This is a genomic window from Nocardia grenadensis NBRC 108939 (assembly GCF_001613445.1).
GTDB classification, from domain to species: domain Bacteria; phylum Actinomycetota; class Actinomycetes; order Mycobacteriales; family Mycobacteriaceae; genus Nocardia; species Nocardia grenadensis.
In genome coordinates this window covers 505,968-526,631 of the sequence record NZ_BDCJ01000003.1, presented here as the reverse complement: position 1 = coordinate 526,631, position 20,664 = coordinate 505,968, and the positions used below count along the sequence as shown (strand labels likewise).

Sequence of the window (20,664 nt, the reverse complement as noted above, 5' to 3'; positions counted from 1 at the left end):
CCGCTGGGATGAACGGCCTCTGGAGGGCCCACGGGCGCGCAGGTAGCATTCTCATTGATTGTCTGATCAATCAATATGCGTAGCCACCTCGTGCCGGAGTTGCCCGTGACCGCTGTAGACGACCGATCCCAGACCGTGATGGGGCGCGTTCTCCTATTGCTCGAACCTTTCCGCGACCGCGAGGCTCTGACGCTCACCGAACTGGCCGATCGCGCCGATTTTCCCCGGTCGTCGGCCCATCGGTTGCTGGCGCAGCTCGTGGAGGTCGGCTGGCTGCGGCGGAACGGCACCGCCTATCACCTCGGGCCGAAACTGGTGGAGCTCGGCGCCGAGGCGCGCCGGCACGACCGGATCTACCGGGCCGCCGCCCCGACGATGTATCGGCTACACAAAGGCACCGGGATGGCCGCTCAACTGACCGTTCTCGACGGTGACGACCTGCTGTACCTCGAAATAATCGGCGGCCGCTGGGCGGCTTCGGCGCTGCGCGCCCGCGTCGGGCAGCGGCTTCCGGCGCGGGAAACCGCCGAGGGTGTCGCTCTACTGGCCCTGCGTGGCGGGTGTGGGTCCCCGATCCGGGACCTGGTAGTGCGCGGCCGCGCGGGGGAGCGGGTGCACTGCGTGGCGTTCGCCTTCGAGGCGGGGCGGCAGGAGGTGGCCGCGCTCTCGCTGGCCGGTCCGGCAGGACGGACTCCGGAGGGTGTCGCGCACGATCTCGTTTCGGCCGCCGACGTGGTGATATCGCAGCTCTGCATCTGACGTGGCCCGGGCCGTCGCCACTGCTGTGATCGCGGGCACAGGGTTCGGGGATGCGGAATGGTGACGGCCTACGACACAGTGCTGCTATCGTCACCCCTGCCATTGATTGATCGCTTGATCTATCGCTCGATGGTTTCCGGCCGCGGCGCGGCCTGCTCCCCGATGGAGGTTTCAATGAAGAACGGCGGCGACTTCTCTCCGGCTGTCATCGACCGCGTCGCTACTCTGCTCGACGAGTTCCGTGGCGGCGCCGAACTCACCTTGTCCGAATTGTCCGGCCGGACCGGTCTGCCTCGTTCCTCCACGCACCGGATGCTCTCCCGGCTCGTCGAGTTGGGGTGGGTCGGCAGGCGCGGCCGGGTGTACGGGCTGAGTCGCGGGATGTTCGAGTGGGGAGCCCTCGCGCAGCAGCACGACCGCCTGCACCGGGCCGCGCATCCGATCCTGCACGAACTCCACGCGACGACCGGGCTGATCGTTCATCTCGCCGTTCTCGACGGTAACGATGTGCGCTACCTCGACAAGGTCGGCTACGGGCGGCTTGCGCTTCCCTCGCGCGTCGGTGGGCGGCAGCCGGCCTCGCGCACCGCGCTGGGCAAGGTGCTCATCGCCCACGCCGGTGTAGGTCGTGCCGCCGCGTACGCGACCGCGACAGCACCGGCTTCGTGGGGAACAGCGGCACTACCGCGCCAGGAGATCGCCCGTATCCGTCAGCAGCGGGTGGCCTACGAACGCGAGGAATGCGTCGCGGGTGTCGCCTGTGTGGCCGCCCCGATCGGTAACAGCCGGACCTGCGTGGGAGCCGTCTCGGTGACCGGCCCGGTCGGCAGTGTGGATTTCGTGCCTCTGGCGAGGTCGGTCCGGTCGGCGGCGCATGCGATCTGGCGCGACCATGAGGAATACAGCCCCGCGCAGCAAGCGGGATGATCGGTACTCAGTGAACGAGGGCCTGCCCGCCGTCCACCGCCAGCGTATGACCGGTGATATAGCGGGCGGCATCGCTGCACAGGAAGACCACCGCGGGGCCGATATCGGTCTCGGGGTCGCCCAGCCTCCCCAGTGGCACCGTGGCCAGATACTCCGCGGCGGCTTCCGGTTCGCGCTGCGCCCACTGCTCCATGGCCCGGGACTCGGCCAGCGGCAGAATCGCATTGACGCGGATCCCGTCGGCTGCCCATTCGCAGGCCGCGGTACGCGTCAGTACTCGCACCGCTTCCTTGGCCGCCGCGTAGGCGCCGGTACCGGCCGGATTCCAGCGGATACCCGCCGCCGAACCCACATTGACGATCGCTCCGCCGCTCTTCAGGTACCGATGGCACGCCCGCATCGTCCGCCACGTCGCGGTGGGGCCCGAGGCCATGCCCGCGTGATAGGTGTGCTCGTCGATCTCCAGGAGTGTTCCCGGGGCGGGGGTCTGCGCGTTGTTCACCAGGAGGGTGATCCCGCCGAACTCGGCGGCGACGGCGGGGGCCAGCGCGTCGATCGCCCGGCCATCGGTCACGTCGCAGACGAACGGCGCGGCCCGGCCACCGCGGGCGGTGATCTCCTCGGTGACGGCGCCGAGGGTGGCCGCTGTGCGGCCGACCACGGCGACCTGCGCCCCCGCGGCCGCCAAGGCGAGCGCGATACCGCGCCCTATGCCCTGGCCCGCCCCGGTGACAACAGCCGAGTGGCCGGCCAGGGCGGCCACCGATGCCGGGTGGTCGTTCGGAAGAGTGTCCATTCATACTCCTGGAGAGGGACCGGGGGGCATTGACCGTTTGATCAATGGGGTGTGGCACAATCGCCCGCACAGTCAAGTCGCGCCCGAATCCGACAGGGGATGTCCGTGGACCCGCACGAACGCAGGAAGCTGATTCTCGACCGCTCGGCCGAGATATTCGCCCGCAAGGGGATTTCCGCGACGACCATCCGCGAGATCGGCGATGCGGTGGGGGTGCATTCGGGCGCGCTCTACCACTACTTCCCGTCCAAGGAAGCGATCGTCACCGAATTGATCCGCGAGTACATCGAGGACCTGGCCGCGCGCTGTGAGGCCGTGCTCGCGCGGGAACTGCCGCCGATCGAACGTCTCGAGGCGCTCACCGAGGTCGCGCTGACGACCAGCGAGCAGTACCACGGCGCCACATCGATCTGGCGCCGCGAAGGCGAATACATGCGGGACCGTGTGGTGGAGGCCGATATGGCGGCGACCGCCGACATCATGCAGGTCGCCTGGCGTAAGGCCATCGGAGAAGGAATCGCGGCCGGCGAACTCCGCGGCGATATCGATCCTGAGGCGTTCCGGGAACTCCTCTACGATGCGGTCTGGCACGCCTCACGCTGGTTCCGGCCGGATTCGCAGCATTCCACGGCCGGCCTCGCCCGCACCGTGATCTCGGTTTTCGTCGACGGGATGCGCCCCCGCTCCACCCCGACCGAGGTGGAGCGGGCCGCCACGTCACTCGCCGGAAACTGACAGGTTCTCCGCCACTTCCCGGTGCCACGATTCGAGCGCGCGGCCCGTGTCGACCTCGAACTCGAAGCGTTGCGTCATCTCCGGGGTGACATCTTCGAGATCGACATAGAACTGGCTGTACCACCGGCGGAGCTGGTACACCGGGCCGTCCTCCTCGGTGAGGAGCGGGTTCTCGATGCGTGTCTTGTGTTTCCAGATTTCGATGTCCTGTTTGAACTGCTCCTCGAGCCCCTCGGTGAAGAGTGTGGCCATCTCCGCGGTCTGCTCCTCGGTCATCCCGTCGATCTTCTTGACGATCGTGCCGAACTGGAGGACGAACGAGTTCGAACTGACCGGGTAGTGGCAGTTGATGAGCTTGGACTCGACGGTGGTGCCCTCGGCGACGGTGTAGATCGTGTCGAGCATGAAGGAGGGACCGTAGTAGAACGCGTCCGAAATGGTCTGCGCTTCGGGAAGATCCATCTGCACACCCGTTTTGATGTCGTCACGACCGTAGGAGCGCATGTGCTGTCCGGCGATGTGGCCGTCGAAGACGTTCTTGAAGTACTCCGGCATCTGGTAGTGCACGTAGAAGAAATGCGCCATATCGACCACATTGTCGACGATCTCGCGGCAGTGTGATCCGTCGACCCGGATCGTCGTCCAGGTCCAGTCGCTCCATTGCCCGTCCTCGTATCCCTCGATCTCCGGGATCGCCTGTTCGGCGGGCGGCTCGGAGCCTTGCGGGCAATGCCAGACCAGCAGAATTCCGTTGCGCTCCATGGTGGTCCAGGTGCGCGTACGGGCGACCTTGGGCGTCCGGCGAGCGTAGGGGACCGACTCGCACCGGCCCTTGCCGTTCCAGCGCCAGTCGTGGAACGGGCAGGCGATGGTATCGCCCTTGATCTCACCGAGCGCGAGGTTGCCGCCCATATGCCTGCAGTAGGCGTCGAGTACATGGATCTCGCCGGTGGAGTCGGCGAACACCACGACTTCGGTACCGAAGACCGCGATCTGGTGGGGTTTGCCGTCCCGGAAATCCTTCGCCCGGCCGAGGCAATGCCAGCCGCGCGCGAAACGCGCCGGGTTCGTCCCGGTATCGATGGTGCGGATCTCGATCCGCTCTTGCTCGACGGTCATGGGTTCTCCAGTGCTGTGTAGGTAGATCGAACGGGCTGGACGGGGGCTGTGGTCACCGGAGCGGGCGATGGCCCTGCTCGGCGGTGAGGGGCGCGACGGCCGGCTCGGTACGCGTGGTCGCCGCGATCTCACCACGGGCCACCGCGGCGTCGATCGAGCCGTCGAGGGATTCGCAGCGCAGCAGGTAGCCGCCGTGGTCGCTGCCTGTCAGGGCGGCCATTTCCCGGCAGGTACGCGCGGCCTCGGCGGTCCATTGAATACTCGTGTGAGCGGGGCTGTACTTCGCGACGGACACTCGAGCGGCGCAGGTATGACAGACGAGCGGCTGCAATTTCCGGATCCCTTCCTCGGATGTGTCGAGGCTAGGAACCCGCCTGTGGCGGACGCCACAGGAATTCAGTCCAGCGGAACAGCGCCGGTGGTGACCACGGACAGCACCCGCTCACTCCAATCGTCCCGGACGCTGCCGCTGCGTGCGATCTCCGCGAGGTAGGCGCCCACGATCATGTCCAGGAAGGTTTCGACATCGAGGTCCGCTCGCGGCGCCTGCGCCGCGAGCGCCCGGCTCAGCCCCTCGGTCAGCCGATGGCGATGCTGGACGAGCAGTGCGCGGATCAGGGTGGTGAATTCCGGATCATCGTCGGTGAGCAGTGCCGCCACGCCTCCCGGGCCGATACTCGCGTCCACGACGTGCAGGGATTGTTCGACGACCCATCGCAGCACTGTCGGCAAGGCCGCGGTATCCGGGGGCAACTCCGGCTCGGCGATCGAACTCAGCGAAGCGGTGAGCATATCGCCGCGATTGCTGTACCGGCGGTAGATGGTCGTCTTCGCCACCCCCGACAGCGCGGCGACCGCCTCGACGGTGACTGCTTTCGGCCCTTTGGCGCGCAGCAGCTCCAACGTCGCGGCGGTGATGCGTTCGTCACGCGGTGCCGGCGCCTCGACCATCGGCTCTCCCTTGCTTCGGGTTCGGTACCTCACAACTGGTCCATCATGCCAACCACGCACGCTACGATACGTGTAGCGTAGCGCTAAGGAGGTATGTCATGAGGAGACCGGACAAGAACTCGATCGTCGGATGGGGAGCAATGGGGCTGGGGTTGGCGACCGCGGCGACCTCGATATGGACCGATACGGCCGCGGCCGCCGGTCTCACACTCGGATTGGGTGCACTGACCGTCGTCTACGCGATGTGGTCACTACTCGCCCGCAATCCTACGAAGGACCACTGGGCCCTCTCGGTGATCGGGCTGATGCTCTTCATCTCGCCCTGGGTGGGTGGGTTCGCCGCCGAAAGCGCGGGATGGGTGGTGTGGACGACCGGTCTGCTCCTCGCCCTGTCGGCGGGTGCGGCCTACGTGAGCGACGAGGCCGGCAACGTTGCCGAGGCCGCTCGAGTCGACGAGCTGGTGACCTACCGCCTCCGGCAGATCCGGCAGCATGAGGTCGTCGGAGCCGGCCGCGTCAACGGATCGGCCAGAGCCGCATGAATACCGATGGTCCGAGCCACCGGGCACGGGTCCCGGAGCGCGGCGTGGCGGTGCCTGTGCTGCGGAATCGCGGGCCCCGCCCGGGAGATGCCGCCGCCCGTCTCGTGGATCCGGCAGTCCGCGGCGCCATGAACAGCGCTCCGGGTGGGGGCTCCGCCGCATTGCTGTCGCCCGAGCGATTGCTCTCGGCGATCTCGGGTCATCTCGATACCGGTAGCGGTCCGGTCTTGGTGGGCCTGGCCCAGGAACTGGGTGAGCTGCGGGTGGCATTACTGGCCACCGGCCTGGATCCCGTCCGGGCGTCGGCGCGGCCCGACGAAATGGATCTCCGGCGCCGGATCACCACGGTGGTGGAAGATATCGACACCTGGCGCGTGCGGCACCTGCCGCACCGTACCGGGGCGCGCACCCATACCCACTCGCTCGGCCAGACCATGGATCAGGTCGCGGCCCGGTACGCCGACGCTCGCTGGTCCGTACGCCACTCCGTGAATCGGCGTCTCCGTCGCACGGCGTGGTTTCACCTCGGACAGGCTCGCGAAGGTTACGCCCATCTGGTCGCCGATATCCGGGCCGGTCACGTCGAACTCCCGGTGGGATGGGGAGGATTTCGGACAGCGGCGCCGATCCGGCCTTCGTAGGAAGCCGGCCCGGTGGGTTCCGGGTGATGTGTCGTGGTACCGAAACGCGGGCCGGCCGCTTCGGCCGGCTCGCCGCCGGAACATCGGACGACGCGACGAACCGTTGCCGTGGATGTCGGACCCTGGTGCCAGACTCGTGGGCGTGCGGTGGGCGGTGGCGGAGTCCGATGACGGGGGCGCGTATCTGTGTCCTCTCGATCCGGCCGGCCGCCCCGCCGCCGCGGTGCTTCACGAGCCGTCGCTCGCCGAGGCGGTGCGGTCACGCCCGGAGGTCGAGCGGTGGGTGTGGCGGTCCACCGCCGAGATCTACCGATCCCTGCTGGCAGCCGGGGTGCGGGTCGAGCGGTGCTACGACGTGGAGGCCGCAGAGGCGCTGCTGATCGGTTACGAGGAGGGACAGTCGGGTCGGCCCCGTTCACTGGCGGCCGCCTGGGCTCGGCTGCACGACCTACCCGTTCCGCCGGATGCCCCGGCGCGCGCGGCCGAGAGTCAGCCGTCGCTGTTCGAGTCGGGCCCGGTACCGCTGCCGTCGGGCACCGACGAATTCACCGCTCTGCTGGAGGTCTACGCGGGTCAGCTCGCCCGGACCGCGGCCACCGAGCATCCGGAACGCATGCGGTTGCTGCTCGCCGCCGAATCGGCGGGCATGCTGATCGCCGCGGAGATGTCGCGGTCGGGGATCCCGTGGCGCGCGGACGTACACCGCGAGTTGCTGGACACAATGCTGGGGGAGCGGTATCCGGGCGGGGCGGAACCACGTCGGCTGGCGGAGTTGGCCGAGGAGGTGTCGCGGGCGTTCGGGGTGCGGGTCCGTCCGGATCTGCCCAACGACATCGTCAGAGCATTCTCCCGCGCCGGGATCCTGTTGTCCTCCACCCGCAAATGGGAACTCCAGCGCATCGACCACCCCGCGGTGGCGCCACTGCTGGCCTATAAATCGCTGTACCGCCTGTATACCGCTCACGGCTGGTCCTGGCTGGAACAGTGGGTACACGGCGGCCGGTTCCGTCCCGAATATCTGCCCGGTGGTACGGTGACCGGCCGCTGGACCACCAACGGTGGTGGCGCGCTGCAGATCCCGAAGGTGATCCGCCGGGCGATCCGTGCCGACCCGGGCTGGTCGCTGGTGGTGGCCGACGCCGATCAGATGGAGCCGCGCATACTCGCCGCGGTCTCGCGTGATCCGGGGTTGATGGAAGTGGCCGGCCGGGGTGCGGATCTGTACGCGGATCTCGCGGCCCGCGGCTTCGGCGGGGACCGCGCGCAAGCCAAACTCGCCCTGCTGGGCGCCATCTACGGCCAGACCTCCGGCGATGCCCTGACCCACCTGGCGGGTCTGCGCCGGCGATATCCGGCCGCGGTGGCCTATGTCGACGACGCGGCCCGGGCCGGTGAGGAGGGTCGACTCGTCCGCACCTGGCTGGGACGGACCTGCCCGCCGGTATCGGTTGTGGCACCGGATCAGGAGGAACCGTCCCAGGGGGATGCCGGCGAGTACCGCAGTACCTCGACGGCGCGCGCCCGCGGCCGCTTCACGCGTAACTTCGTGGTGCAGGGCAGTGGCGCCGACTGGGCCCTGCTGGTCTTGGCGGGTCTGCGTCATGCGATATCTCGTGCCGGGCTCCGGGCCGAACTGGTGTTCTTCCAGCACGACGAGGTGATCGTGCACTGTCCGTCGGAGGAAGCGCCGCGGGTCGCCGCACTGATCGCCACCGCGGCCGATACCGCGGGCCGGCTGGCTTTCGGGCCGACGCCGGTGCGGTTTCCCTTCACCACGGCGGTGGTGGAGTGCTATGGGGACGCGAAGTAGGTCCCCGTCTCGCCGAGGATGTCGAGTGGCGGATCGGCCATCGGCCGGGAGGCCCAGGCGGCGTGGTTAGTCCAGAATGCGCCGGGCGACGTTGGTGGTGACCAGGTCGAGCAGTTCTTCGGCGCGGCCGGCGAGGACGGTGCGGATGGCGTAGATGGTGAATCCCTTGGCCTGCTCTGCCGAAATGGCCGGCGGAATCGTCAGTTCCTGCCGTGCCACGACGACGTCGACGAGCGCGGGCCCCTCGTACGCGAGTGCCTCCGCGACGGCCGGTTCCAGGTCGCCGGGGGCTTCTACCCGGCGCCCCCAGATCCCCATGGCCCGGGCGGCGGCGCCGAAGTCGGGATTCGACAGTTCGGTGCCGAAGTTCACCACCCCGGCCGCTTTCATCTCCAATTCCACGAAGTTCAGCGACGAATTGTTGAACACGATCACCTTGACGGGTAGATCGTTCTGCGACAGGGTGATCAGCTCACCGAACAGCATCGTCAATCCGCCGTCGCCGGCGAGGGCGACCACCTGGCGTCCCCGGTGGGCCGTCTGCGCACCGATGGCGTGCGGCAGGGCGCAGGCCATCGTGCCGTGGGTGAACGAGCCGGTCAGCCGTCGCCGGCCATTCATGGTCAGATAGCGGGCCGCCCAGATCGTCGGCGATCCGACGTCGAAGGTGAACACCGCGTCGTCGGCGGCCAGTCGATTCACCACTCCGGCGACGTATTCCGGACGGATGGGCGTGCGGTCGCGGTCATTGACCGCCAGCGCGTCCAGCGATTGCCGGGTGCGCCGGTAATGCCGCAGCGACCTGTCCAGATGCGTTCGATCGGTTTTCTGCTCCAGCAGGGGCGACAGCGCGTCGATCGTGTCCCGCACGCTGCCGACCATGCCCAGGTCGACCGGGGTGCGGCGGCCGAGACGGCTGCCGCGGATGTCGACCTGGATGATCGCGGCGTCCTCGGGATAGAACTGTGTGTACGGGAAGTCGGTGCCCAGCATCAGCAGCACATCGGATTCTTTGATCGCCTTGTATCCCGAGGCGTACCCGAGCAACCCGGTCATCCCCACATCGAACGGGTTGTCGTATTCCAGGTGTTCCTTGCCGCGGAACGCGTGCACGATCGGCGCGTGCAGCGTCCCGGCCAGCGCCATGACCTGGGCGTGCGCACCGGCGGTACCGGCCCCGCCGAGAATCGTCACCCGCGATCCGGCATTCAGGATGTCCGCGGCGCGGCGCAGGGTGGGGTCGTCCGGCCGGACCACCGACCGGGACGGCAATACCGGACGGCTGCTCCACCGTTCACCGGACAGGCGGCTCTGGAAGACCTCGCCGGGTATGACCACGACGGCGACACCGTTCTCCTCGACCGCCGCCCGCATCGCCATCTCCACGATCCGCGGCGCCGATCGCGGACTGCTGATGAGTTCGCAGTACACACTGCACTCGCGGAACAACTCCTCGGGGTGGGTTTCCTGGAAGTATCCGGAGCCGATCTCGCCGATCGGGATGTGCGCGGCGACGGCCAGCACCGGAACCCGCGTGCGCTGGGCGTCGTACAGTCCGTTGATCAGATGTAGGTTGCCCGGCCCGCAACTCCCGGCGCATACGGCGAGCCGGCCCGTCAGTGCCGCCTCCGCGGTCGCCGCGAACGCGGCGGCCTCCTCGTGCCGCACATGCTCCCAGGTGATGCCGTCGGATCGCCGTATCGCGTCGGTGAACCCGTTCAAACTGTCACCGGGCAACCCGTAGACCCGGCTGACGCCGCTGACCTGCAATGCAGTGATCATGTGCTGAGCGACAGTCGCCATGACCCGACCCTACGCGGTGGTTGCCGGATCGTAGCCGGATATGCGGGGTGGGTCGGTAGCCGAGCTCTCTCGGCTGTCGCCGGTCGAAACGTCCGGCTCGCGAGTGGTCGCAGAGCGAAGTCTGCCGCTCCCCGCAACGAGAACCGCCGCGCCGACGGGTGCCGGCGCGGCGGTCGAAGCGGGGGATCAGGCGGGTTGCAGCGGGCCGATATAGGTGCCCGGGTGGGTGGCGGCGTCCTGGCGTTGCACGCTCACGCCCGCGGGCCACGGCGCCTGGAGCTGGGTGGTGGTGTCCGGCGGGGTGACGACGAGCGTCACCGGGACCCAGCCCTCCGGGCCGTCCGACAGGTAGGTGAGCAGGCTGCTCACCGCGGCGCCCGGTTCCACCGTCAGCGGTGCGGGCTCCGCGGCCTGGCGGGGTAGCCGATAGGTGGGGCCGAAGGTCGGATCATCCGGGCCCGCCAGGTCCACGCCCGGGAATCCCTGCACCGCGCAGCTCTGGGCGGAGGTATTGGTCAGCACGACTTCGAGCCGGCCCTGACCGGGCGAGTCCGACGGGCGCTCGCGGGTGCTCAGGTCGAGCACCTCCGCGGCACACGGGGCAGGCGCGGCGGCGCTGGTCGCGGCCGGAATCGTCACCGCTGCCAGGGCTACTGCCGCGGCCCCCGCCACGCCGGCGGCGCGCCACTCGGTCGATGTTCTGGTTCCTTTCGATATGCGATACATCATCAAGCCATTTGAACAGATGTCCGGGCCGAATGCGCGGAGACGGCCACGGGTCCCCGGGCGAGCATGCTCACACTCCGGCGATATCACGACGATGGAATACAGGGAGCCCGGCCAATAATGCGACGGCTCCCGCCAGCAGTAGCCAACCGTAGGCGGCGGGAAGCCCGCCGCCCAGTGGCCCACCTTCGATGGCCTGATGAAAAGGTGACAGCGGGCCCCAGGGCCGCACCGCATCCACCAGTTTGCTCGCCACGTACAGGACATACGCCGCTACCGCGAATGCCGAGGTGAGCGCTATGGCGAGCACGCGGTGGCCGGTCGCCGCGCCGATCGCCAAGGCGAGCCAGCCGAACTCGACAGCGATGAGCACCATGGCCACGGCACCGGTCAGTGCCGCAGCCACCGCGACGCCGAGACCGAATACCGTGGAGAACACGGTGACCGCGACGAAAAGCACCGTTCCCAGCGCCGCAGCCGCCGTGGCGAGCACCGCGGCCTGCTCGATCACCAGTCGAATCGGTGTCACCCTGGTCATCAGCAGAACCTCCAGGGTTCCCGCTTCTTCTTCGCCGGCTATCGCCCTGGCGCCTCGCCCGATCGCGAAAACGAGGAACAGGGTGGGCAGCAACATACTGAACAGCTCGACATTGAGAAACCCGGTGCCGGTGCCGAATTCGTCCAGGTCGAACAGCTCGCGCAAGGGTTCGGGATAGTTCTTCACGAACTCCCGCATACCTGCCGTATTCGAGATCGATGGCCACAGTGCGCTTTCCAGAAGTACCAGCGCGACTATTCCGACGCTCCAACCCGCCAGGCCGCGTCGCTGATCGCGTAAACACTTCAGGTAGACATTGCGGAGCACGACGTTTCAGTCCTGTCCGTAGTAGCCGAGGAAGATCTCTTCGAGGTCCGGTTCACGGCTGACGAGATCGATGACCTCATAAGGCGCGATCGCTTTCACCAGCTCGGCCGTGGAACCATCCATCTCGACCTCCACTCGGTATCGATCCGGGCCCCGGTGCACGTGCCGTACTCCGGGGAGGGCGCGGAACACGGCCGGGGCCGGCGCCGGGCCGGCGAATGTCAGGTCGAGGCGGCGCACTGTCCGTCCGGTGAACTCGGCCACGGATCGAACCTCGATGAGACGGCCATTCCGCAGCATTCCGACGGTGTCGGCGACCGCTTCCACCTCCGATAACACATGGGAGGACAGGAAGACCGTGCGCCCGCTGTCGCGTACCTCCCGTGCCATGGCGAGAAATTCCCGCTGTACCAGCGGATCGAGACCGCTCGTGGGCTCGTCGAGGATCACTACGGGCCGCTCGGTCATGAACGCCGCCACGATGCCGACCTTCTGCCGGTTGCCGTGGGACATCGCACCGATGCGGGTCGCGACGTCCAGATCGAGGCGGTCGGTCATGCTACGACGCACTTTCGGGTCGACGCCGCCGTGCAGATGCGCGAAATAGTCGAGGTACTGCTCGGCGGTCAGATCCGGGTAGGCGACGAACTGTCCGGGCAGATACCCGAGGTTGCGTTGCGCTTGTTTCCTTTCGCGTACCGTGTCCGCGCCGCAGATACGAGCCGAACCACGCGACGGACGCATCAGACCGGCGAGGATACGGATCGTGGTGGTTTTTCCCGCGCCGTTGGGCCCGACATATCCGAAGATCACCCCGGCCGCGATCCGCAGTGTCACCGCGTCCAATGCCACTGTGCTCCGGTAGGACTTGCCGAGTCCTGTGAGCTCGATCGTCACCGCGCCTCCGCATCGTGTCCTGATCGTCTCCACCGGGGCCGTCCGGGCGAAGCGGACTCCCGATCTCCGGTCGCGACTCCGGCCACTTCGTATTGCCACGCACCGCCGGATCAGCACGGTCCGGCGTTCACGCAGCGATCCGGCGCCGGGTCATTCGGCTGGTTTCACCTCCACCTTCTTCGCCGCTGCCGTCGGCTCGGTGATGGGGACCGAGACCGTCAGAATTCCCTTGGCGTAGCTGGCTTCGATGCTGTCTTCGTCGGCGCCACGCGGTAACGCGACGGTCCGGACGAACGAGCCGTAGCTGAATTCCGAACGGCCTCGCTCTTCGTGCTTCTCCGAGCGTTCGGCCCTGATGGTCAATTGCCCGTCCCGCACGGAAATATCGACGTCCTTGTCCGGATCCACGCCGGGCATCTCGGCCCTGAGCACATATCGGCCGTCGTCGACAGAATCCTCTACCCGAAGCATATGAGTGCCGAACATCGCGGCGAGGCCGGTGGCCGGGGCCAACGAGTTCCAGACCTCGGCGAAGTCGGGCAGTAACGAATGCTGCTGGCGGTGCGCAGGGAGAAGACTCATTGTTCCTCCTGATCGTTGGGCTGTCGGATGACAGTCTCGATTGCACGCTCCGGCGGGCCGTCGCGGTAGGGGCGGCAGTCATCTACTCCAGAGGCCCATGTCGCCGGCGTAAGGGACCGAAGATCCCGGAGCTCCGCCCGCCGACCGGTCTACCGGATCGCGGTCAGGGTAAAACCTGCGGGATCACGTCCGGACGAAGATAGCCGACCAGGGCACCGACCACGGCGCCGAGAAGTGAGCCGGCGCCGGATCCGGTGGCCGACCCCACGGCGGAACCGACCGAGCCTCCCGCGGACGAGCCGTTCACTACCGGATCGGGGATCAGCGCGTGCGGGTTGGTAGCGATGTCCTCGCTCTTCTGCAGGGGAATGCCGGCCACGGGGGCGGCTCGGTCGGTTGCGGCTTCGGCGGCGGACGGCCCCGCGAGAACTATGGTCGCGGCCATGGGCAGTGCGCCGAACGCGACCATACCTGTTGCCTTGACCAGGCTGTTTCCCATCATTTCAGCTCACCTCTCCGACCCTCGGAACAGGCGAGGGTGTGGTTCACGGGCCGGAGGCACTCCGGCCGCCTGAATCATAGGCGGCTCGGCGCGGGGTCCGAACAAGGAATGTGATCAATAATAATGCGCGGCAGCCGGATTCGTGATCGGTCCGATCCACGGTGTGTGGAGTGAGCGTCAATCCCGGCCGGGTGCCGCTTTGCTGGCCACGCCCATGATCAGCGGCCGGACGATCGGGGGCATGCGCCGCCATGATGTTTCCTGTACATCGTCGAGGTCGAGACCGCGCGCCCGGATCAGCTCGAGGGTCGCGCGATTGCAGTGGCAGCCCTCGGCGAATCGGCGCCACGGGCCGGCCAGGCGGTCCTGCCAGCGGGCGAGTCGCGGCGATTCGGATCGCACATGTTCGATGAACAGCAGCCGGCCACGGGGATGCAGTACGCGCTCGATCTCCCGTAGTGCCGCGTCCGGGTCCGTCACAGTGCACAACACGAGCGTCGAGACGACGGTGTCCACGGTGCCGTCCGCGAACGGCAGCTGTTCCGCCGAGGCGTCGACGACGCGTGCCCGCTCTCGCTCGCGGCCCAGCCGCCGAGTCAACCGGATACGCATCGCGGCTTCCGGTTCGGTCAGGGTCAGCTCGTCGAGGTCGCGGGGGTAATACTTCAGGTTGAGGCCGGTACCACTGCCGAGTTCGACGGTGCGGCCCTGTGCGCGGCCGAGCAGATCCCGCCGGCGATCGGCCATACCCGACTTCTCACCCAGCCAGAGCAGGGGATCGTACAGCGTCGCGAACACTCGTGCCCACGGGCTCGAGCCATTCACCGCTGTCGCCGGTACGGCGCCGCCGCTCACAGGTTCGACCGTACGCCGGGGCCCGCCTGGACGCACGCGGATGCCGATCGGCTTCTTCGCGACCTCGGCCGGATCCTCGGGCGCGAACTCTCCGGCCTCGTCGTGAACGCTACCCGGGAGCCGGCGCACCTCCGGGTCGCGCAGCGCCGCACGGACAGCGTCGAGGTCCACATCGAAGAACGGCCGGCGAAGAATCCCGCTGTGCACCGGCCGTGCCACGCCCGGTGGCGCGAGAACAACCCGCATCCGGACGCCAGGTCAGATCTTGGTCGCCGCGAGTGAAAGCAGCACCACATTGAGCGCGGTGACGAGAGCGGCCACCGACCAGGCCGCCACCGTGGTGAACCGGTGATTCGCGTCGTGGCCCATGAGGGTTCGATCGCTGGTGAAGCGAACGAGCGGGATCAATGCGAACGGTATGCCGAAGGAGAGGATCACCTGCGAGATGATGAGTGCCCGGGTCGGGTCGACTCCGGCGGCCAGGACCACGAATGCGGGGATCAGTGTGATCAGCCGACGTACGACCAGTGCTACGTGCCGGTGGAGAAGGCCCTGCATGATCATGGCGCCGGCATAGGCGCCGACCGAGGTCGACGCCACGCCCGAGGCGAGGAGGCCGGTCGCGAGCAGCGCTCCGGCCGCCGGCCCCAGCGCGTCGCCGATTCCGGCGAATGCCGCGTCCAGCGAGGTGGCTTCGGTGCGGCCGTGCAGGATACCGGCGGCCACCAGCAGCATCGCCAGATTGACCGTGCCGGCCAGCAGCATGGCCATACCGACGTCGCTGCGGGTCGCCCGTAGCAGTCGAGCGAGTTCCGAACGTGTCCTCGGATGGCCGTGCCGATCCCGGACCAGCCCGGAATGCAGATACACCGCGTGTGGCATTACGGTGGCGCCGATTATGGCGCCGGCGAGCATCATGCTCTCGGTCCCGTCGAAACGCGGCACGGCGCCGCCTATCGCGCCGGAAATCGAGGGGCGTGCCAGGACCGCGCCGACTAGAAACCCCAGGGCGATAATGGTGAGCAGGCCTATCGCGGCCCGTTCGAAGGGTTGTTGCCCGAACCGGTTCTGTACCGCCAGCAAGATCATTGATGCGAGCCCGGTGACGGCACCGCCCACAACGGGCGGAAGGCCGAACAAGATGTTCAGCGCGATGGCCCCGCCCACCACTTCGGCGATATCCGTGGCCATGGCGACTGTTTCCGCCTGTACCCAGTACGCCAGCCGTACCGGGCGGCCTGTGTGTCCGCGCACCAGCTCGGGCAGCGTCCGGCCCGTGGCCAACCCGAGTTTCGCGGACAGGTACTGCACCAGACCCGCCACTGCGTTGGCTGCGATGATGACCCATACGAGCAGGTATCCGAACCGCGCGCCCGCGCTGATATTGGCGGCGACATTACCGGGGTCGACATACGCGATGGCCGCCACGAAGGCGGGCCCGAGCAGCAGCGCCGCCGAGCGAATTCGCACCAGCGTTGCCCGACGCGACACGAAACCGGTCGTGCCCATAAACCCTGATAGTACGGGCAGGCGGAGTCGGAGGCTTCGCGCGTCCGCGTCCGGATGATGCCGCCGGCGATGTAATTCGGATTCGTGACCGTGTCGGCCGAACCAGCGCTGATGCGGGCGGCAGTTTCCCGGCATCGCCGGGGCCGGTGAAATTGAGCGTATATCCGGGCCGATTCCGGTGACGTTGTACCCGCTGCCGGGGTCCTCGTCCTCTGCCGCGACTCCGGTTCGAGCCGCGAGGGTGGGAAGCAGCGGTCCGGTGCGGCGGAGGAGGTTGTCATGAGAACGCGGAATCCGGTCGCGTGCCGAGGGCTCGGCGACGGCGGGGGATGGTCGTGGTGATGTGGTACGGGCCCGGGATGAGTGGGTGGGGGATCGGACTGATGGTCGTCGGCACAATCCTGTTCTGGGCGCTGGTGATCTCGGGATCGGTTCTGCTGGTGCGGTATATGGCCTCGTCCGAGTCACCGCCGCCCAGGGCGTGGGCGAGTCCGCGGCAGGTGCTCGCCGAGCGGTACGCCCGGGGCGAGATCACCGATGACGAGTACGTGCGGCGTATGAAAGTGCTCGATTCGCACTCCGATGTCTGAACAGCGGGAGGCGAGGCGTCCGGAGCCCACCCGCTCGGGAAAGGTGCCGCCGATGGTGACTGCGCGTTCGGTGCTCGGCAGGTGGGCGCGTGGAGTCCGGCGGTGGATCGAACCCGGACTACTGGTGTCGGTGGTCTCGGCGTTGGTCGCTGGTCTGATCGCCTGGGCAGTCGGCTCCCCGGGTGTTGCCGACGGCTTCTGGATCGCGGCGACCGTGGTGGCGTTGTTGCCTGCCGTGTGGTGGATGGTGGCCACCATCTCGAAAGGCCGCGCGGGGGTCGATCTGATCGCGGTTCTTTCCCTGGTCGGCACTCTGGTGGTAGGGGAGTATCTGGCCGGTGCGTTGATCGCTGTCATGCTGGCGACCGGTCGCACGCTGGACGCCGCGGCGCAGCGGCGGGCCGCGCACGATCTGCGAGCGCTGCTCGAGCATGTCCCGCGATCCGCGCGGCGCCGCAGCGGCGGCGAGGTGACCACGGTCCCGCTCGACGACATAGCCGTCGGCGATATCGTGGTTGTCGCGGCCGGCGAAGTGGTCCCGGTCGACGGACGGGTCATCGGACCGCCCGCGGTCTTGGACGAGTCCGTCCTGACCGGTGAGCCGCTGCAGGTCGAACGCGATATCGGGGAGCCGGTGCGCTCCGGTGTCGTAAACGCCGGTGCGGCTTTCGAGATCCGCGCCACCGCAACCGCGCAGGACAGCACCTATGCCGGCATCGTGCGATTGGCACAGCAGGCCGGTGCCGAGAACACACCGGTAGTGCGCCTGGCCGACCGGTATGCGACCTGGTTCCTGCCATTGACCCTGCTGGTCGCGACGGGCGCGTGGGCGTTCAGCGGCTCGCTGGTGCGTGCGGTGGCGGTCCTGGTGGTGGCGACACCGTGTCCGCTGCTGTTGGCCGCACCGGTGGCGATCGTGTCGGGGCTGTCTCGCGCCTCCCGGCAGGGGGTGATCATCCGTAGCGGCGGGGCACTGGAGAATCTCGGCCACGCGACGACTTTGGTCATGGACAAGACCGGCACACTCACCGCTGGTCGACCGGCCGTCACCGAGGTGGTCGCAGCACCCGGCGACGACCCGGCCGACGCGCTTCGGCTGGCGGCCTCACTCGACCAATTGTCGCCGCATGTGCTGGCGGAGGCGATCGTCACCGAAGCGCTGGCCCGTGATCTGGTGCTCTCGCTGCCGTCGGATGTGACCGAGCAGCCGGGGCGAGGAGTGCGGGGTGTCGTGGATGGGCATCGCGTCGAGGTCGGGAAGCTGCCGGATACAGCGACCGGCGACCAGTGGGCGCGGGCGGCGCTGAACAGGGCGGCCCTGGATTCGGCGGCTATCGCGTGGATCGTCGTCGACGACCGGCTCACCGCCGCCATACTGCTCCGCGACCCGCTCCGCCGCCACGCCCCGCGTACGGTGCGTCGCCTACGCCGAGCCGGGCTCGACCGGCTGGTCATGCTCACCGGTGACCGGCCCGAACCTGCCCGCGAGGTCGCCACCGTCCTGGGCCTGGACGAGGTGTACGCCGGACAGAGCCCCGCCGACAAAGTTCACGCGGTGCGGCGCGAACGTGAGGCCGCGGTCACGGTGATGGTGGGCGACGGAGTCAACGACGCACCGGCGCTCGCCGCGGCCACGGTCGGAGTCGCCATGGGCGCACGCGGCTCGACTGCCTCTTCCGAAGCCGCCGATATCGTGCTGGCCACCGATCGCCTGGACCGTCTCGCCGATGCGATGGACACCGCGCGCTGGTCGCGCCACATCGCGATCCAGAGCGCGGTGGCAGGTATGAGCTTATCGCTGATAGCGATGATCATCGCGGCGCTGGGCCTGTTGGCGCCCGCCGCGGGCGCACTGCTGCAAGAGGCCATAGACGTCGCGGTCATCCTCAACGCGCTGCGCGCGCTACGCGGCAGCCCCGCTGCCCGCGTAGCGCTGCCTGCCGAAACCGGGCGGCTGCTGTACCGCTTCGCGGGCGAACACGACGAACTGCGTGACATGCTCGGCCTCGTCCGTACCGCCGCCGACCAGCTTGCCCGCCGCCCCGACCGGTCGGCGCTGTCCGCAGTGGAAGACGCGTACCGGTTCCTCGTCGATCGCCTACTCCCACACGAAACGGCCGAGGAAACCCAGCTGTATCCGGCGTTGGCCGGACCGCTCGGGAGCAGTGAGGCCACCGCCACCATGAGCCGGACCCATGCCGAGATCCAGCGATTGGTCACCCGTATCGGCACTCATCTCCGACTGGCCCGGGCCACCGGCCATATCGCCACCGACCAGATCGACGATCTGCTCGCCTGTCTCTACGGCCTGCACACCGTGCTGCGACTGCATTTCCTGCAGGAAGAAGAGAATTACTTCACCCTCGCCGACGACGACGCCTCATCATCCGACCCCGCCACACCTTCGCTACAGCAATGACCGTAGTAGTGAAAAAGATAGTCGGACAGGTGAATTCGCCATATTCCGGGACGGCGACCACTCACTACGATGCGGAACACTCGCGACCGGCGGCGCATCGATGGTCGTCCATCGCGAATCGGATGACCTCGAGGCCACTGCGACGTTCGCCTACGCGTCCGAACCCCCCGACCCGGCAGTGCCCTCGCGCCGGCTCGCCGAGTCCGGCCGGTGGATCCGGGCATTGGGCACATGAACTCGGTGACATTCTTCTCTGATCCTCGGCGCGCGCGGGCGGGAACATCGAGAAAGGGGCCGGCCCGGAAAGGGTGATAAGGATGACCGAGCAGGCGGCAGCGCAGTGGTTGCGATATCAGCTGATTTTCCGGCGTCTGTGGGCCCGGCGGCCGACAAACCCGAGTGCGCTGCTGCGCCCGGTCGACCGGATCGAGTCGATCGTGCTGATGGTGGCCGCCTCGAGCGCACTGCTCGCGGTTCCGGTCGCCGGGACCGTCGGCACGGTGGTCTATGCGAACGGTGCGACAGCGGTGGCCGGTATCTGTACGGGTCTCGGGATCGTCGGCGTGGGCTGGCTGAGCGCATGGTGTCTGGTGTTCGGCAGTACGCGTCTCGCCGCCCGCCGCCGGGACCGCTATTGGGACCGGCGCTGGCGTTCGTTCGTCCGCGCGGCGGAGAACAGCCCGCACGGAGACACACAGGAAGGTAGCCCATGACCGACTCGGTTTCCCGCTCCGAAGAACACGCCGCCCCGCCGGTCGTCGCGGCGGTGGACGGTTCACCCAGTTCGAATCGAGCGGTGGCCTGGGCCGCCGTCGAAGCGAACATCCACGGGTGCGGTCTGCATCTGCTCAACTCGTGGATACTGCCGGTCGGGTTCGGTCCCGAAGCCACCATGACCGAGCACGACCTGCGGGCGTTGCACGACGAGGCCGGCCGGCTACTGGCCGGGGCCGAGCATATCGCCCGGACCGCGGCGCCGGACCCCGGCCTCGTGATCACCACCGAGGCGCTCGACAAGCTCGTCGTGCCCGCTTTGGTCGAGCGGTCGGATTCGGCCCGGATGCTGGTTGTCGGGAGCCGGGGACTCGGAGCCTTCCAGCGCGGGCTGATCGGCTCGGTGAGCACCGCCGTGACCCAGCACGCTCGATGCCCGGTCGCGGTGATCCACGCGGACGCGCCGCTGGACGTGGCCGCGGCGACCCGGCCGGTGCTGGTGGGCGTCGACGGCAGCGGCAACAGCGTCCCCGCCGTCGAACTGGCATTCGACGAGGCGGCGCGCCGAAGAGTTGGATTGGTGGCCGTGCACGCCTGGAGCGATACCAGCGGATACGAGATCCCGCTCCGGCATTGGGACGGCGCGCGGGAGTCGGCCAAGGCGTTGCTCGCCGAGAATCTCGCCGGATATGCGGAGAAGTATCCGGATGTCCCGGTCGAACGCCGTGTCACGGCGGATCGCCCGGTGCGTTCGCTGCTCGACGCGTCGACGGATGCCCAGCTGGTCGTCGTCGGTAGTCACGGCAGGGGTGGTTTCGCGAGCATGCTGCTGGGATCCACCAGCAGCGCGCTGCTGCACGCCGTGGACACTCCGATCGTCATTGTTCGTGCGCGCGAGCGGCGCTGACACGGTACTCGCCGC

At 68.1% G+C, this 20,664-nt stretch carries 22 protein-coding genes; 10 read left to right on the top strand and 12 right to left on the bottom strand.

Annotated features, from left to right (window positions below):
• Nucleotides 1-105: 105 nt before the first annotated feature.
• Nucleotides 106-759, top strand: coding sequence for an IclR family transcriptional regulator (locus NGR01S_RS04645; RefSeq protein WP_063034997.1), 654 nt, complete (start codon nt 106-108; stop codon nt 757-759).
• 174 nt (nt 760-933) lie between these two features.
• A complete protein-coding gene (locus NGR01S_RS04640; protein ID WP_063034864.1) occupies nt 934-1,686 on the top strand; it encodes an IclR family transcriptional regulator in 753 nt (250 codons plus the stop codon).
• 7 nt (nt 1,687-1,693) lie between these two features.
• Here NGR01S_RS04640 and NGR01S_RS04635 read toward each other — a convergent pair whose 3' ends face one another.
• The gene (locus tag NGR01S_RS04635) at nt 1,694-2,482 is read right to left on the bottom strand and encodes an SDR family NAD(P)-dependent oxidoreductase (protein ID WP_063034863.1); all 789 of its coding nucleotides are present in this window, start codon (nt 2,480-2,482) and stop codon (nt 1,694-1,696) included.
• Between the two features lie 105 nt (nt 2,483-2,587).
• Between NGR01S_RS04635 and NGR01S_RS04630 the strand changes: the two genes are divergently transcribed.
• On the top strand, nt 2,588-3,217 hold the full coding sequence (locus NGR01S_RS04630; RefSeq protein WP_063034996.1) for a TetR/AcrR family transcriptional regulator: 630 nt from the start codon (nt 2,588-2,590) through the stop codon (nt 3,215-3,217).
• Here NGR01S_RS04630 and NGR01S_RS04625 read toward each other — a convergent pair.
• The 3 genes from NGR01S_RS04625 to NGR01S_RS04615 form a co-directional block, all read right to left on the bottom strand.
• Complete coding sequence (locus NGR01S_RS04625; protein WP_063034862.1) at nt 3,200-4,336, bottom strand: 3-ketosteroid-9-alpha-monooxygenase, oxygenase component; 1,137 nt, start codon at nt 4,334-4,336, stop codon at nt 3,200-3,202. The genes NGR01S_RS04630 and NGR01S_RS04625 overlap by 18 nt on opposite strands.
• A 52-nt stretch (nt 4,337-4,388) precedes the next feature.
• A complete protein-coding gene (locus NGR01S_RS32285; RefSeq protein WP_245664429.1) occupies nt 4,389-4,556 on the bottom strand; it encodes a hypothetical protein in 168 nt (55 codons plus the stop codon).
• A 176-nt stretch (nt 4,557-4,732) separates the two neighbouring features.
• On the bottom strand, nt 4,733-5,287 hold the full coding sequence (locus NGR01S_RS04615) for a TetR/AcrR family transcriptional regulator (protein ID WP_063034860.1): 555 nt from the start codon (nt 5,285-5,287) through the stop codon (nt 4,733-4,735).
• 98 nt (nt 5,288-5,385) lie between these two features.
• Here NGR01S_RS04615 and NGR01S_RS04610 point away from each other — a divergent pair, with 98 nt between their 5' ends.
• From NGR01S_RS04610 to NGR01S_RS04600, 3 genes are all read left to right on the top strand, one after another.
• Nucleotides 5,386-5,829 (top strand): SPW repeat domain-containing protein, encoded by a 444-nt coding sequence (locus NGR01S_RS04610; protein ID WP_174551656.1) that lies wholly within the window; start codon nt 5,386-5,388, stop codon nt 5,827-5,829.
• Nucleotides 5,830-5,873: 44 nt separating this feature from the next.
• A complete protein-coding gene (locus tag NGR01S_RS04605; RefSeq protein WP_157107109.1) occupies nt 5,874-6,470 on the top strand; it encodes a hypothetical protein in 597 nt (198 codons plus the stop codon).
• A gap of 142 nt (nt 6,471-6,612) precedes the next feature.
• On the top strand, nt 6,613-8,280 hold the full coding sequence (locus tag NGR01S_RS04600) for a bifunctional 3'-5' exonuclease/DNA polymerase (RefSeq protein WP_218020714.1): 1,668 nt from the start codon (nt 6,613-6,615) through the stop codon (nt 8,278-8,280).
• Nucleotides 8,281-8,346: 66 nt separating this feature from the next.
• On the opposite strand, the gene poxB is transcribed toward NGR01S_RS04600, so the two are convergent.
• The 8 genes from poxB to NGR01S_RS04560 all read right to left on the bottom strand — a co-directional run bounded on the left by poxB (nt 8,347) and on the right by NGR01S_RS04560 (nt 16,019).
• Entirely contained in the window at nt 8,347-10,083 is a 1,737-nt protein-coding gene (gene poxB, locus NGR01S_RS04595; protein WP_063034858.1) for a ubiquinone-dependent pyruvate dehydrogenase, read from the bottom strand.
• Nucleotides 10,084-10,269: 186 nt separating this feature from the next.
• The gene (locus NGR01S_RS04590; RefSeq protein WP_245664428.1) at nt 10,270-10,812 is read right to left on the bottom strand and encodes a DUF4232 domain-containing protein; all 543 of its coding nucleotides are present in this window, start codon (nt 10,810-10,812) and stop codon (nt 10,270-10,272) included.
• 67 nt (nt 10,813-10,879) lie between these two features.
• Nucleotides 10,880-11,545, bottom strand: coding sequence for an ABC transporter permease (locus tag NGR01S_RS04585; RefSeq protein WP_507762089.1), 666 nt, complete (start codon nt 11,543-11,545; stop codon nt 10,880-10,882).
• A gap of 135 nt (nt 11,546-11,680) precedes the next feature.
• Nucleotides 11,681-12,571, bottom strand: a complete 891-nt coding sequence (locus NGR01S_RS04580; protein ID WP_063034855.1) for an ABC transporter ATP-binding protein — start codon at nt 12,569-12,571, stop codon at nt 11,681-11,683.
• A gap of 150 nt (nt 12,572-12,721) precedes the next feature.
• The gene (locus tag NGR01S_RS04575; RefSeq protein WP_063034854.1) at nt 12,722-13,153 is read right to left on the bottom strand and encodes an Hsp20/alpha crystallin family protein; all 432 of its coding nucleotides are present in this window, start codon (nt 13,151-13,153) and stop codon (nt 12,722-12,724) included.
• Nucleotides 13,154-13,316: 163 nt separating this feature from the next.
• Entirely contained in the window at nt 13,317-13,655 is a 339-nt protein-coding gene (locus NGR01S_RS04570) for a glycine zipper domain-containing protein (RefSeq protein WP_063034853.1), read from the bottom strand.
• Between the two features lie 177 nt (nt 13,656-13,832).
• Nucleotides 13,833-14,756, bottom strand: a complete 924-nt coding sequence (locus NGR01S_RS32280) for a class I SAM-dependent methyltransferase (protein ID WP_245664427.1) — start codon at nt 14,754-14,756, stop codon at nt 13,833-13,835.
• A gap of 12 nt (nt 14,757-14,768) precedes the next feature.
• Complete coding sequence (locus NGR01S_RS04560) at nt 14,769-16,019, bottom strand: Nramp family divalent metal transporter (protein WP_063034852.1); 1,251 nt, start codon at nt 16,017-16,019, stop codon at nt 14,769-14,771.
• Between the two features lie 383 nt (nt 16,020-16,402).
• Here NGR01S_RS04560 and NGR01S_RS04555 point away from each other — a divergent pair, with 383 nt between their 5' ends.
• The 4 genes from NGR01S_RS04555 (at nt 16,403) to NGR01S_RS04540 (ending at nt 20,649) form a co-directional block, all read left to right on the top strand.
• A complete protein-coding gene (locus NGR01S_RS04555) occupies nt 16,403-16,609 on the top strand; it encodes an SHOCT domain-containing protein (RefSeq protein WP_245664426.1) in 207 nt (68 codons plus the stop codon).
• A 52-nt stretch (nt 16,610-16,661) separates the two neighbouring features.
• Nucleotides 16,662-19,028 carry a heavy metal translocating P-type ATPase gene (locus tag NGR01S_RS04550; protein WP_063034851.1) on the top strand — a complete coding sequence of 789 codons (2,367 nt, stop codon included), beginning with the start codon at nt 16,662-16,664 and terminating at the stop codon, nt 19,026-19,028.
• Between the two features lie 317 nt (nt 19,029-19,345).
• Nucleotides 19,346-19,741, top strand: coding sequence for a hypothetical protein (locus tag NGR01S_RS04545; protein WP_063034850.1), 396 nt, complete (start codon nt 19,346-19,348; stop codon nt 19,739-19,741).
• On the top strand, nt 19,738-20,649 hold the full coding sequence (locus NGR01S_RS04540; RefSeq protein WP_063034849.1) for a universal stress protein: 912 nt from the start codon (nt 19,738-19,740) through the stop codon (nt 20,647-20,649). Before NGR01S_RS04545 ends, NGR01S_RS04540 begins: the two co-directional genes overlap by 4 nt.
• Nucleotides 20,650-20,664: the final 15 nt, after the last annotated feature.